Source organism: Aeromonas sp. 9A (assembly GCF_963900955.1).
GTDB classification, from domain to species: domain Bacteria; phylum Pseudomonadota; class Gammaproteobacteria; order Enterobacterales; family Aeromonadaceae; genus Aeromonas; species Aeromonas salmonicida.
Genome location: NZ_CAWRFG010000001.1, coordinates 4,583,784 through 4,597,254, shown reverse-complemented (window position 1 = coordinate 4,597,254; position 13,471 = coordinate 4,583,784). Strand labels below are relative to the sequence as shown.

General features: G+C 59.7%; 12 protein-coding genes. 3 read left to right on the top strand and 9 right to left on the bottom strand.

Annotation, left to right across the window (positions count from 1 at the left end):
• The first annotated feature begins 71 nt into the window (after nt 1–71).
• On the top strand, nt 72–665 hold the full coding sequence (locus AACX78_RS21260; protein ID WP_159167350.1) for a LysE family translocator: 594 nt from the start codon (nt 72–74) through the stop codon (nt 663–665).
• Here AACX78_RS21260 and AACX78_RS21255 read toward each other — a convergent pair.
• From AACX78_RS21255 to AACX78_RS21230, 6 genes are all read right to left on the bottom strand, one after another.
• Nucleotides 644–1,492, bottom strand: coding sequence for an AraC family transcriptional regulator (locus AACX78_RS21255; protein WP_159167349.1), 849 nt, complete (start codon nt 1,490–1,492; stop codon nt 644–646). The two genes, AACX78_RS21260 and AACX78_RS21255, sit on opposite strands and share 22 nt — an antisense overlap.
• Nucleotides 1,493–1,495: 3 nt before the next feature.
• Nucleotides 1,496–2,197, bottom strand: coding sequence for an ABC transporter ATP-binding protein (locus tag AACX78_RS21250; protein WP_005320651.1), 702 nt, complete (start codon nt 2,195–2,197; stop codon nt 1,496–1,498).
• Between the two features lie 16 nt (nt 2,198–2,213).
• The gene (gene livG / locus AACX78_RS21245; protein WP_159167348.1) at nt 2,214–2,990 is read right to left on the bottom strand and encodes a high-affinity branched-chain amino acid ABC transporter ATP-binding protein LivG; all 777 of its coding nucleotides are present in this window, start codon (nt 2,988–2,990) and stop codon (nt 2,214–2,216) included.
• Complete coding sequence (locus tag AACX78_RS21240; protein ID WP_059113636.1) at nt 2,987–4,255, bottom strand: high-affinity branched-chain amino acid ABC transporter permease LivM; 1,269 nt, start codon at nt 4,253–4,255, stop codon at nt 2,987–2,989. The genes livG and AACX78_RS21240 overlap by 4 nt, the downstream gene beginning before the upstream one ends.
• A complete protein-coding gene (livH, locus tag AACX78_RS21235) occupies nt 4,252–5,178 on the bottom strand; it encodes a high-affinity branched-chain amino acid ABC transporter permease LivH (protein WP_005320646.1) in 927 nt (308 codons plus the stop codon). The genes AACX78_RS21240 and livH overlap by 4 nt, the downstream gene beginning before the upstream one ends.
• Before the next feature lie 63 nt (nt 5,179–5,241).
• Nucleotides 5,242–6,363, bottom strand: coding sequence for a branched-chain amino acid ABC transporter substrate-binding protein (locus tag AACX78_RS21230; protein WP_021139526.1), 1,122 nt, complete (start codon nt 6,361–6,363; stop codon nt 5,242–5,244).
• 435 nt (nt 6,364–6,798) lie between these two features.
• On the opposite strand from AACX78_RS21230, the gene AACX78_RS21225 reads away from it, so the two are divergent.
• Nucleotides 6,799–7,803 carry a substrate-binding domain-containing protein gene (locus AACX78_RS21225; protein ID WP_005320642.1) on the top strand — a complete coding sequence of 335 codons (1,005 nt, stop codon included), beginning with the start codon at nt 6,799–6,801 and terminating at the stop codon, nt 7,801–7,803.
• An 80-nt stretch (nt 7,804–7,883) separates the two neighbouring features.
• Here the strand turns inward: AACX78_RS21225 and AACX78_RS21220 are convergent, their stop codons facing one another.
• Both AACX78_RS21220 and AACX78_RS21215 read right to left on the bottom strand, forming a co-directional pair.
• Complete coding sequence (locus AACX78_RS21220) at nt 7,884–9,209, bottom strand: 6-phospho-alpha-glucosidase (protein ID WP_236556364.1); 1,326 nt, start codon at nt 9,207–9,209, stop codon at nt 7,884–7,886.
• On the bottom strand, nt 9,206–10,795 hold the full coding sequence (locus AACX78_RS21215; protein WP_159167346.1) for an alpha-glucoside-specific PTS transporter subunit IIBC: 1,590 nt from the start codon (nt 10,793–10,795) through the stop codon (nt 9,206–9,208). Before AACX78_RS21215 ends, AACX78_RS21220 begins: the two co-directional genes overlap by 4 nt.
• A 284-nt stretch (nt 10,796–11,079) precedes the next feature.
• Between AACX78_RS21215 and AACX78_RS21210 the strand changes: the two genes are divergently transcribed.
• Nucleotides 11,080–11,787, top strand: coding sequence for a GntR family transcriptional regulator (locus tag AACX78_RS21210; protein ID WP_159167345.1), 708 nt, complete (start codon nt 11,080–11,082; stop codon nt 11,785–11,787).
• Between the two features lie 102 nt (nt 11,788–11,889).
• Here the strand turns inward: AACX78_RS21210 and norR are convergent, their stop codons facing one another.
• Nucleotides 11,890–13,419: a nitric oxide reductase transcriptional regulator NorR gene (gene norR, locus AACX78_RS21205; protein ID WP_159167344.1), complete on the bottom strand. Its 1,530-nt coding sequence runs from the start codon at nt 13,417–13,419 to the stop codon at nt 11,890–11,892.
• Nucleotides 13,420–13,471: the final 52 nt, after the last annotated feature.

Here is a 13,471-nt window from a genome sequence, read left to right as displayed (position 1 = left end):
CAATTTTCTTCAATATCAGAACCAGGCTCATGGGTAGGGTGAGATCTCGATATCTTCAACGAGCATTATCCATGGAAATGAGTCTGTTGTTATCCATGGCCGGGTTTGCCCTGGCCATGTCCATCTCTCCCGGCCCGGTCAATCTGGTCGCCCTCAGTGCGGGGGCGCAATATGGTTTTCGCGCCAGCCTGCGCCATGTGGTGGGGGCCACCCTGGGTTTCATCCTGTTGTTGCTGCTGATGGGGCTGGGTCTCGGCGCTGCCCTGTCGCACTGGCCAGTGGCGCTCGATGGCATCCGCTGGGGAGGCATCCTCTTCCTGTGCTACATGGCCTGGCTGCTGATGATGGACAGCGGAGAGATAGAGAGTGAAGGCGGCACGCCACCCGCTTTTTTATACGGCGCCCTGATGCAGTGGCTCAATCCCAAGGCCTGGCTGGCGGCCAGCATGGGGATGGGGGCCTATGGAGCCGTGGGCGATGTGGGCCAGATAGTGTGGTTTACCAGCCTCTATCTGGTGATCTGTCTGGTTTCTATCGCTTGTTGGGCCTATGTCGGCAGTTGTCTGCAGGCAGTTTTGCTCTCGCCTCACCGCTTGCGCTGGTTCAACCGGGCGATGGCCATGTTGCTGTTGCTCAGTGCCGTTTATCTGGTTCTGGAACCTTGAGGAAGGCACTGCGACTGGTATTGACCCGGGGTCGCGGCGACCAGCCGCTTGAACTGGCGCTGGAAGTGGGCCTGATCGGAGAAGCCCGTCGCCAATGCCACCTCGACCAGGGGCCGTCCCTGAGCGAGCAGGGTTCGTGCCTGGCGTATCCGCTGGTTGAGCAGGTAAGCGTGCGGGGTCATGCCGTAATGGCGGCTGAATACTCGCACCAAGTGGGACGGGGTCAGCCCGGCGACTGTGCTCAGATGCTGCAAAGTGAGGGGCGTCGCATACTCGTCCTTTATCAGCTCGGCGGTGCGTCTCAGATGCAGGGGCGGTGGCTCGCTCCATCTGGTGGGAGTGAGCCTTGCCAGCAGCTGGTGGCTGAACAGGTGGCAGGCGACCTCCTTGGCGAGGTGATCTTGCTGGTCATCTTGCAAAGTACGATAGAGGCGTAGCAAACCTGCATACAGCAAGGGATCCCGACTGGCCGTCATGTCGAAGGGGCGAAAATGGGCCCCCAGCCCGGCTTCCTCCTGCTGGCCGCGCAGCCAGTCGGTATCGAGGTAGAACATCAGATAAGACCAGGGGTGATCGGCGATGGGGTTGCAGGCATGTACCTCTTCCGGATTCATCAGTACCAGGGTGCCTGCGTTGACCTCCTGTTTTGTCTGCTGGTTGAGATAGTGACTGTGACCACCCGTGATGGCGCCAATGGAGAAATGGGCGTGGCTGTGTTTTTCATAGCAGACGCGGCGGCCATCCTGCACCGCTCGCGCCTCTATGAACGGCAGGGCAGGGTCACGCCAGAAGCTGTGGTGATCCGCCTCCGCCCTGGCCCTGCTCATGGGTTAACCACCCAGATAGGCCTGCCGAACGGCCGGGTTGGCCAGCAGGGCAGCCCCCGAGTCTTGCAGCACCACATGGCCGTTTTCCAGCACATAGCCCCGGTCGGCCAGCTTGAGCGCCTGGTTGGCGTTCTGCTCCACCAGAAAAATGGTCATCCCTTTCTGGCGCAGCTGCTCTATGGTGTCGAAGATCTGCTGGATGACGATGGGGGCCAGCCCCAGCGAGGGTTCGTCCAGCAGCAGCAGGCGCGGCTTGCTCATCAGGGCGCGACCTATGGCCAGCATCTGCTGCTCGCCGCCGGACATGGTGCCGGCCCTTTGCTGCAGTCGCTCGTGCAGGCGGGGGAACAGGGTGAACACCTGATCCAGCAGGCCGTGCTGCTCTTCCTTGTCGACGAAGAAGGCACCCATCAGCAGGTTCTCCTCCACCGTCAGGCGGGCGAAGATGCGGCGCCCCTCCGGCACCACGGCTATATCCTTGCGCATGATGCGAGCCGTGCTGAGGGAGCTTATCTGCTCCCCCTCGAACCAGATGCTGCCGCTGCTGGGCTTGGGCTCGCCGCACAGCGTCATCAACAAGGTGGTCTTGCCGGCGCCGTTGGCGCCGATCAGGGTGACGATTTCCCCCTCTTTTACCTCGACGCTGACATCGTGCAGCGCCTGAATTTTGCCGTAGTGGGTCGATACGTTGCGAAGTTCTAACATCGTGACTCCTTGGGTCCTACGATTCGCCCAGATAGGCCTTGATCACAGCCGGATTGTTGCGGATCTCATCCGGCTTGCCGTGGGCCAGCGGCGCCCCCTGATTGACCACGAAGATGCGGTTGGAGATGCCCATCACCAGCTTCATGTCGTGCTCAATCAGCAGCACTGAGACGCCGAATTCGTCCCGCAAGCTGATGATGAGATCGTTCAGCTCATCGGTTTCGTTCGGGTTGAGGCCGGCGGCCGGTTCATCCAGCATCAGCAGGTCGGGCCGGGTCGCCATGCAGCGGGCTATCTCGAGGCGGCGCTGCTGACCATAAGCCAGGTTGCCGGCGGCCCGATTGGCGAGATCCTTGAGCCCAACCTTCTCCAGCCAGAAGGCGGCCTGTTCCAGCCCCTCCTGCTCGGCACGGCGAAAGGCCGCTGTCTTGAACAGACCGGCGATAAAGCCGGTGTTGAGGTGCCTGTGCTGGGCGACCAGCAGGTTCTCCACCGCCGTCATCTCCTTGAACAGCCGTACATGCTGGAAGGTGCGCACAATTCCCTTGCGCGCTATGAGGTGACCGGGCAGCCCCTGGATCTCCTCACCCTTGTAGCGGATGGTGCCGCCGCTCGGGCGGTAGAAGCCGGTCAGGCAGTTGAAGACTGTGGTCTTGCCCGCGCCGTTTGGTCCTATGATGGAGATGACCTCCCCCCTGTCGACATCCAGCTTGACGCCGTTGACTGCGAGCAGTCCACCAAAGCGCATCGACAGATCAGAGACTTCCAACAACTTCTTCTGATTCGCGCTCATTTCTGTAGCTCCAGGTGAGGTCTGGTCATCGGCAGCAGTCCTTGTGGCCGCCAGATCATCATGAACACCATCAAGAGGCCGAACATCAGCATGCGGTACTCGTTGAATTCACGGGCCAGCTCCGGCAACACAGTCATGACGATGGCCGCCAGCACCACCCCTATCTGGGAGCCCATGCCGCCCAGCACGACGATGGCGAGCACTATGGCCGACTCGATGAAGACGAAGGATTCAGGGCTGATAAACCCCTGACGGGAGGCGAAGAAACTGCCGGCGAACCCCGCAAAGGTGGCACCTATGGTGAAGGCGGTCAGCTTGATGATGGTGGGGTTCAGCCCCAGGGACTTGCAGGCGATTTCGTCTTCCCGCAGCGCTTCCCAGGCTCGGCCCAACGGCATGCGCAGCAGGCGATTGATGACGAACAGGGTGGCGACAACCAGCACCAGTGCCATCAGATAGAGGAAGATCACCTTGTGGTTGGCGTTGTAGGCGATGCCAAAGAAGTCGTGGAAGGTACCAAAGCCCCCATCTTTGACGGTACGGTTGAATTCCAGTCCAGCCAGGGTCGGCTTGGGAATGCCGGAGATGCCGTTCGGGCCGCCGGTGAGGCTGGTCATGTTGTTGAGCAGGATGCGGATTATCTCGCCAAACCCCAGGGTGACGATGGCCAGATAGTCCCCCCGTAGCCGCAATACCGGAAAGCCGAGCAAAAAGCCGAAGGTGGCGGCCATCAGCCCTGCGATGGGCAGGCACTCCCAGAAGCTCAGGCCGAAATAGGTGTTGAGCAAGGCATAGCTGTAGGCACCGACGGCGTAAAAGCCCACGTAGCCCAGATCCAGCAGGCCAGCCAGACCGACCACCACGTTGAGCCCCAGCCCCAGCATGATGTAAATCAGCGCCAGGGTCGCCAGATCGATGGCACCGCGAGAGGCCATGAAGGGCCAGCTCACCGCAAACAGCAGCACCAGAATGGCGGTGACATTGTAGAGCCGTGGCGCTTCTTCCGGGCTTGGCAGCACCAGCTTGGTGAAACCGGTGGAGAAGCCGCTGATGGAGGCCTGAAACAATCTGCCGATCTGGCCACGCAACAGCTGGAACCAGAACACCAGTGCCGCCCCGCCCACCAGCCAGGCCAGCGATATGTCGAGGCGGCTCACGACCAGCAACTGGCTGCCTTGCGTCTCTAGCCGAAAGCCAAGCAACCAGAAGGAGAGCACCATCAGCACCAGGCTGGCGATGCAGGCATGAATAAATTGATGTTTCATACTTTTTCGACCTCCGGACGACCCAGAATGCCGGTGGGCATGAACAGCAAGACACCGATCAGCAGGACGAAGGCCATCACATCCTTGTATTCGGTGCTGAGATAGCCAGCGGTGAGCGCTTCAACCACCCCCAGCAGCAGGCCGCCGAGCACGGCGCCGGGTATGCTGCCGATGCCGCCCAATACAGCCGCGGTGAAGGCTTTCAGCCCGGCCATAAAGCCGAGATAGGGATTGATGACGCCGTAGTACATGCCGAGCAGCACGCCGGCGACGGCGGCCAGGGTGGCCCCCAGCACGAAGGTGATGGAGATGACCACATGGGTATCAATCCCCAGCAGGTTGGCCATCTTGATATCTTCCGAACAGGCCCGGCAGGCCCGTCCCATGCGGGATCGGCCGATGAACTGGGTGAGTGCCAGCATGGTGATGAAGGTCACCACGAAGATGATGAGCTGCATGTAGGAGAGGCTGGCCTGAAAGCCGTCTTCTCCACCCAGGGTCCAGCCCCCGGAGATCAGGGTGGGCATGGCGATATCCCGCGAGCCCTGCGCCATTCGCATCATGTTTTGCAAGAAGATCGACATGCCGATGGCGGAGATGAGGGGGATGAGGCGGTTGCCGCCCCGCAGCGGGCGATAGGCGACCCGCTCTATGGTCCAGCCATAGGTTCCGGTAATGATGATGCTGACCAGGAAGGCGCCTCCCAGCAGCAGGAAGGTGCTGTCGATGCCCATCATCATGAGCCCGGCCATCACCATAAAGGCGACATAGGAGCCGATCATGTAAACCTCGCCGTGGGCGAAGTTGATCATGCCGATGATGCCATAGACCATGGTGTAGCCGATGGCGATCAACGCATAGGTGCTACCTATGGTTAACCCGTTCAGCAGTTGCTGAACCAGGTAAAGGAGGTGTTCGGACATACTACGTTCCCTGTGCTTGCCCGCAAGAAGGGAGGGGTGACTCACGTCACCCCGACCGGCAGATTATTTGACTTGAGTGGAGGTACCGTCGGCGTGCCACTGGAACACACCGAATTCAAAGCCTTTCAGGTCGCCACTCGGTGCCCAGCTCAGGGTGCCCATGACGGTCTCGATCGGCGTGGCCTTGATGGCGGCAGCGACGGCAGCCGGGTCATCTTCACCCGCCTTGGCGATACCGGCAGCCAGGGTTTGCACCGCGGCGTAGGTGGTCCAGACGAAGGGACCGGAAGAGTCCTGTCCCTTGGCCTTGAACGCGGCGACCAGCGGGGCGTTGGCCGGCACCAGATCGTATTTGTTCGGTAGGGTGACCAGCAGGCCTTCTGAAGCCGGGCCACCGATGGCGGAGATGTCCTTGTTACCTACCCCTTCCGGACCCATGAACTTGGCCTTGAGCCCTTTCTCGGCCGACTGGCGCAGGATCAGACCCAACTCGGGGTGATAGCCGCCGTAGTAGATGAAGTCGACGTTCTCTTTCTGCAGTTTGGCGATCAGGGCGGAGAAGTCCTTGTCACCGGCTGTGATGCCTTCGAACGCCACCACTTTCACGCCGGCTTTATCCAGCGAGGCTTTCACGCTGGAGGCGATGCCTTCACCGTACTGCTTCTTGTCGTGGATGACGGCCACGCGCTGGGGCTTGACCTGCTCGATGATGTACTTGGCGGCAGTCGGGCCCTGATCGCTGTCCAGACCTATGGTGCGCAGGGTCAGCTGGTAGCCACGTTCGGTGATCTTGGGGTTGGTGGAAGCGGGGGTGATCATCAGCACGCCTTCATCTTCATAGATGTCGGAGGCTGGCAGCGTATTGTCGGAGCAGAGGTGGCCGACTACGAACTTGACCCCGTCGTTGATCACCTTGTTGGCGATCGCCACCGCCTGCTTGGGATCGCAGGCATCGTCATAGATGACGGCTTCGATCTGCTTGCCTGCGATACCGCCAGCCTTGTTGATCTGTTCGACCGCCATCTTGCCACCGGTGAACTGCATGTCACCGTATTGGGCGACCGGGCCGGTCACAGGGCCGGCGATGCCGATCTTGATGGTGTCCGCCGCATGGGCCAGCGATACCGATCCGAACAGAGCCATAGAAACCGCTGTCCTGACTGCAATTTTGCTCAACTTATTCATCGATTCGTCCCTTAATCAGTGGATTGTTTCATTTTCCATGTGTCATTCCGAACCAGGATCCCGCCAGTCCGGCAATAGGTATGGTTCTATCATTCCTCGCTGGGCAATAACAAGCTGTTAAAGATACTAACCAGAGAGGGTGGAATAAGGATTTTTTGAAACAAATAACTGATATTGCTAGTTTGCTTGGGTGTTACTGCTGATTTATCAAGTTAACATCTTCACAACAAGGTGTGCTGGTGGTAAATAGTAGAGGAAAAAACTGACGATATTTTACTCTGACGCTGCTCCCAATTTGACCAAAATCCGTTTGCGCAAATGGAGGTGACCGCCTAGATTAGCCAGCATTGACAAATCATTGGCAGTGCCCGTTAAAACCAAGCCTTTATTCGGGAAATCTGCTAATGTTCCGCCTTTGATATTCAGGAGACAGAGATGGCCACTATCAAGGATGTCGCCTCGCGCGCAGGCGTATCCATCTCCACCGTCTCACATGTACTCAATCACACCCGTCGGGTTAGCGAAGATGCAACCCAAAAAGTGCTTGAGGCGGTGGCAGAACTCAACTACGCGCCCAACTCGGTAGCGCGCAGCCTCAAGATAAACTCAACCAAGACCATAGGCATGCTGGTGACCACCAGTGCCAACCCCTTCTTTGCGGAAGTGGTGCAAGGGGTCGAAGCTTACTGCTTCGAGCAGGGCTACAGCCTGATCCTGTGCAACACCGAAAACCAGCCGCCCCGCCAGCAGCATTACCTGAGAATGCTGATGGAGAAGCGGGTCGATGGCCTGCTGGTGCTGGGGACCGACATCGACACCCCGCTGCGCGACATGCTGCGCATCCACAAGAATGTGCCACAGGTGGTGCTGGATTGGGGAACCGAGTGCGATTTCGCCAACGTGATCAATGACAACGCCCGCATAGGTGCGCGTCTGGCCGTGCGCCATCTGCTGGAGCAGGGTCACACGGACATCGTCTGTATCACGGGCCAAATCTCCAAGCCGACCACCCAGCAGCGACTGGCCGGGGTACGCGATGCCCTGGGCGAGCAGGGTCTGACTCTGAAAGAGGAGCAGATCTTCGAAGGGGATTACGAGAGCCAGAGCGGTTTCGATGCCATGCAGCGCATCCTGGCCCTCACGCCTCGCCCGACGGCTGTGTTTGCCTTCGATGATCCCATGGCCATAGGTGCTATCTGCGCTGCCTGGGAAGCCGGGGTCAAGGTGCCGGATGATATCTCCATGATCGGCTATGACGACGTGGAAATGGCGCGTTTCTCCAGCCCGCCGCTCACCACCATACGCCACCCCAAGGCCGAGCTCGGCCTGCTGGCGGTGAAGCATCTGGTGAGCCGGATCCGCAACAAGGCGCTGGAAGTCGAGTCCATGACGGTAGAGCCCGAGCTTATCGTCCGTCGCTCGGTCAAATCCCTGCGTTGACCGCCACGCCGTATTGCACGGCGATAGTCGGCACCACGAAAAACCCCCTCTTACCGAGGGGGTTTTTGTTTATGGGCGATTTATTGCAGCGCTGGCCAGAAATCCTTGTTGGCGGCCACCAGGTCATCCAGGATGGCCTTCGCCACAGAGGCGCTCGGCACCGTCTTGGACAGGGTGATCGCCTGCCACAGCTTCTGGTAAGAGCGCTCGACCCAGGCTTCCACCACCAGCTTCTCGACGGCCACCTGCTGGCCCATCAAGCCTTGCTGGAACAGGGGGATATCGCCGACCTGCAAGGGCTCGGGCCCGCTGCTGCCCACCAGGCAGGGGATTTCGACCATGGCCTCGGGGTCGAAGTTGTTGATGGCACCCCGGTTGGGGACTATCAGCAGCATCCGCTCCTGGGTGTTGAAGGCGATGGCGGTGGCCAGATCCACTATATAAGAGGCGTGCTCGTCTATCTCCAGCTCGCCCGCTTCTGAGTGGCCCGCCTTGACGATGGCGCGGCAGGCGCTGAACACCTGTTTCTCGCGGTGCTCCATCACCTCGTTGGCGCGGGTATGTTCCGGGTTGGCGTGGGCCACCACATAGTCCGGAAAGAGATAGTACTTGAGGTAGGTGTTGGGCAAGGTATCCGGATCGAGTGCCCACACATCCCTGGCCTTGGCGAAGGTATCGTTCCAGCTTGCCTCGGCATGGCTGGCGTGATCGGGCACATAGCCGTGGCGGGCGACGTGCTCCTTGATCGTCGGCATCAGGTCGTTGCCTGCCAGATCCTCGATGCGGGTCCACCAGCCGAAGTGGTTGAGGCCGTAGTAGCGCACCCGCATCTCTTTACGGGATTTAAGGCCGGCGATCTGGGCCATGCGGCCCTCGATCCCGATCGGCATGTCACAAATGTTCAGGATCTTGGCGTTGGGGCGCAGGCGACGGGTTGCCTCCGCCACTATGGCGGCCGGGTTGGAGTAGTTCAGCATCCAGGCGTTGGGGGAGTACTGCTCCATGTAATCGACCAGCTCCAGCACGCCACCTATGGAGCGCATGCCGTAAGCGATGCCGCCCGGGCCGCAGGTCTCCTGACCGACCACGCCGTGACGCAGGGGGATCTTCTCGTCCAGCTCGCGCATGGGGTATTTGCCGACCCGGATGTGGGCCATGACGAAATCCACCTCGCTGAATGCGGCCTTGGGATCGGTACCGTAGCTGAAGGCAATCTCGGGTGCCTTCTCCTTGAGCAGGATCCTGCATGCCTCGGCGATGACTTCCTGGCGGGCACCATCGTTGTCGTAGAACTTGATCTCCTTGAGCGGGAAACGATGCTGGTTCTCGAGCAGCATGAGGACGATACCCGGTGTGAAAGTGCTGCCGCCGCCGGCGATGACTACAGAGAATTTTTTCATGATCATGACTCCGTTACGAAAGAAGAGGATTGAGTGGGGTTGTTCATTATCGATTCCATATTTTCACGTACCTGTGGCACATGCAGACCTATGATTATTTGAATGCTGTCGCCATGACGAACCACTCCATGGGCGCCCAGTTGTTTGAAAACTTCATCTGCTGCGACCGAGCTGGAATTTATCAGCGACATTCTTAATCGGGTGGCGCAGTTATTCAGGTTTCTTATGTTTTTGCTGCCGCCGAGTGCTTCGATAATTTGATTCGCAATATCACCACCCCGCTGTTGTTTGGCTGCCTGATAATCTGCTTTTGAATAAAGCTTTATTTCGCTGTCTTCCCGTCCCGGGGTTTTTAAATTGAATCTCATAATGAGGCTTCTGAATATCAGGAACCAGAGTCCGGTGAACGCCAGGCCTATGGCTATCTGGGTAAACATCATGCCGGCATGGTTGTGGAACATGGGGATCCAGTTCTGCGGCAGGAACTGGTCGAGCAGGCCGCCGCCCATGTTGCCGACGACGCCGAACAGGTACATGACGGTGGCCATGGTGGCAGCCAGCAGGGCATGGATGGCAAACAGCAGAGGCGAGATGAAGAGGAAGGTGAACTCCAGCGGCTCCGTGATGCCCACCAGCATGGCGGTAAGGGTTGCCGGGATCAGCAGACCGGCCACCTTGGCCTTGTTCTCACGGGTGGCAGTGGCGTAGATGGCCAAGGCAATCCCCATTGCACCGAAGATCTTGGAGTTGCCGTGCAGGGCGAAGCCACCCTGGGGGAACAGCTCGATGAGCGGACGCGTGCTCTGGCTGAACTCCTGCAGATGCTGGGCCCAGTAAAGCTGGATGCCGCCTTCCACCGCGGCCGGGCCGAAGATGAAGGGGCCATAGATGAAGTGATGCAGGCCGGTCGGGATAAGAATGCGCTCGAGGAAGGTGTAGACCCAGACACCGAGCGGGCCCGAAATCAGCATGAACTCCTGCAGGGAGGCGATACCCATCTGTACCTTGGGCCACCCCAGCAGGGTCAGCCAGGCACAGGGGATCATGACGAAGAAGGCGATGATGGTGACAAACGAGCTGCCCTGAAAGATGCCGAGAAAGACGGGAAGCTGTCGATCAAACAGGCGGTTGTGCAGGGCAGTGACGATACCCGAGATGACGATGGCCCCTATGATGCTGGTATCCAGCGTCTTGATCCCGGCCACCATGGCCAGGCCGCTTTCACCACCGACCGTCTGGCTGAAATCGACTCCGAAATAGTCGCCCCAGGTCATCCCCATGGCATTGATGAAATAATTCCAGGTCATGAAACTGGCTAGGACGGAGAGACATGCTCGGGCTTGCGCCTTATTTGCCAGCCCAATCGGCAAACCAATGGCAAATATTAGCGGCATGTTTCTGAATACGGTCCAGCCACCTTCTTCAATAATATGTACTATTTGAAAAAACAAACCTTGCGGGTTTGCCAGCGCCTCTCCCACGAACATGGGATTTTTCAGCATGATTGCAATGCCCACTACCATACCTGCAAATGGAAACAGTAGTACAGGAGTAAACATTGCTCCGCCAAAGCGTTGAATTTGACTGAGCATATATAGTCCCTTTATTAAAAGAGTTTTTGATGGGGTGTTGTCTGTGTTGCTGAATTGAACCTAACAACAATGGGTCAAGCCCTCATGAAATATGTGGTGGTTATGTGATCCGGCGCATGCTCTTATTTAGACAAAGAGATCTAAATTTTGAGATATTGTTGTACATCTTGTTTTTGTGACGTTCTTGTCGTTTTATTTGAATTTAAAATTGTTTATTTTCAATTGGTTGAGCCTGGAGCTCCTGAATGAGAGGGCCGCGGGTACAGGCCGGGAGAGGTCTATCAGTGATCTATAAATCGGTGGCAGATCGGCTGCGTATCCGGGTCAATGGCGCGGATTGCCGGGTGGGAGACGTATTGCCGAGCGAGAAAATGCTGGCGAGCCAGTTCGGCGTGTCACGCATGACGGTGCGCAAGGCAGTGGACATGCTGATCGAATGGGGGCTAGTGGTGCGGCGCCACGGCAGCGGCACCTATGTGACCAAGAAGGATGTCCAGCATGAGACCAAGGGGCTGAGCGGCTTTACCGAGCTGATGCGCGATCAGGGTCGTCTGCTCACCAGCAAGGTGCTGGAGTTTCGTACCATGCCGGCCCCACCGGCGATTGCCAGCCACCTCAGGGTCAAGGTAAACGAGCCCGTCTATTTCTCCAGCCGGGTGCGTTCTGTGGACGGTCGGGCCCTGCTGGTGGAGGAGAGCTACATGCCGGTGCGGCTGTTTCGCACCCTGTCGGTGGCTCATCTGGAGGGGTCCAAGTTTGCCTATATCGAGAACGAGTGCCAGCTCCCCATCGCCGGCAACTACGAGAGCTTCAGCGCCGTGCTGGCCGACCGGCAGATGGCCGAGCTGCTGCATATCGAGCAGGGGGCGCCCATCCTGCGGCTGACCTCCCTCTCGTATGGCGAGAACGGGGAGTTTCTCAACTACTCCATCATGTTTCGCAACGCCAACGACTATCACGTCGACTACCACCTGCGCCGTGCCCGCGACTGACCCCGCCGCTGATGGACCATGCCGTTGCCCCTGTCACAGCACAGGCACCACGAAAACCCCCCTCGTCACCGAGGGGGGTTTTGTTTATGGGCGGGGTGCGTCTCAGGGCTTGAGGCCGAGCCGTCTGGCGAGCCGGTGCAGGTTGCCGCCGTCCATCTCCAGCGCTCGGGCGGTGGCGGCCCAGTTGCCGTGCTGGGCTGCCAGGGTCTGCTCGATCAGCCGGAGCTGGAAGGCATCGGTGGCCGTGCGCAGCCCCATGCCTGCCGTCATCTGCTGCGCTGCCTGTTCCACAGGAATGCGGCTGGATGAGGAGGCGCTGCCGGTGGCAAGGTTGAAGTGGTGGCAATCCAGTGCTGGGGCCTGACTGCCCTGCTCGGCCCGCGCCAGCACGGCGGCTCTGTGGATGGCGTGCTCCAGCTCCCGCACGTTGCCCGGCCAGTCGTAGCTGGCGAGCAGTTGCAGCGCCCTGGGCTCGATGCGCAGCCGCTCCAGCCCCAGGCTGACCCGGCAGCGTTCGCAAAAATAACCAGCCAGCAGGGGGATGTCGTCCGGCCGCTCCCGCAGGGCGGGGGCGTGGATCGGGAAGACGCTCAGGCGGTGGTAGAGATCGCTTCGAAATTGCCCCTCGACCACCGCCTGTTTCAGATCCCGGTTGGTGGCGGCCAGGATACGTACGTTCACCTTGAGGGGGGTGTCGTCACCGATGCGCTGCAGATCCCCGTATTGCAGCACCCGCAGCAGCTTGGCCTGCAGCGACAGGGAGAGCTCGCCGATCTCGTCCAGGAACAGGGTGCCCTTGTCGGCCAACTCGAACTTGCCCGCCCGGTTGTGAATGGCGCCGGTGAAAGCCCCCTTCACGTGGCCGAACAGCTCGCTCTCCGCCACCGATTCCGGCAGGGCGGCGCAGTTGAGATAGACCAGTGGCGCGCTGGCACGGGGTGAGCCCTGATGCACCGCCTTGGCGATCAGCTCCTTGCCGACTCCCGTCTCCCCTAGGATCAGCACGTTCAGCTCGGAGCTCGCCACCACGTTTATCTCGTGGCGCAACCGGTCCATGGCCGGGGAGCGGCCAATCATCTCGAGCTGGCCCGGCCCATTCTGGGTGGAGGGGGCGAGGGGTTCGCTGCTCTGGCGGGCGAGCCGTTCCAGCAACAGGGCGTTGCTGAGGGCGGCGGCGGCCAGGGCGCCCACCAGTCGCAGCTCCTCGTCGCTGATGCCGTCGAACTGGGTCGGGTTCATGCCGTCTATGGTCAGGGCGCCGATGAGCGTCTGATCCGAAAACAGTGGCAGGCCAACGCAGGCGTGCACCCTGAAGTCGTCATGATCCGGGATCAGGCCGTCATAGGGGTCGGGCAGGTTGCTGTCGGCGGGGAAGCGCACCACGTCACCTGCACGGGCGATGGCCTCCATGCGCGGATGGTCCGCCAGCGCGAAGCGGCGGCCCAGCACGTCCTGCATCAGGCCGTCGATGGCCAGCGGTATGAACTGGCCCCCCTCGTAGCGCAGCAGGGCCGAGGCGTCCGAGTGCAGCAGGCTGCGCACGCTCTGGATCAGACGGTGGAACCTGTCCTGATGGGAGATGCCGAGTTGCAGGTCGAGGGCGATGCGCGCCAGGCTGTCGGTTGAAATCACGAGAATTGTCCAAATGACAGTGTCTTTGTGTTTTTGACTATGAGTGGTAGTT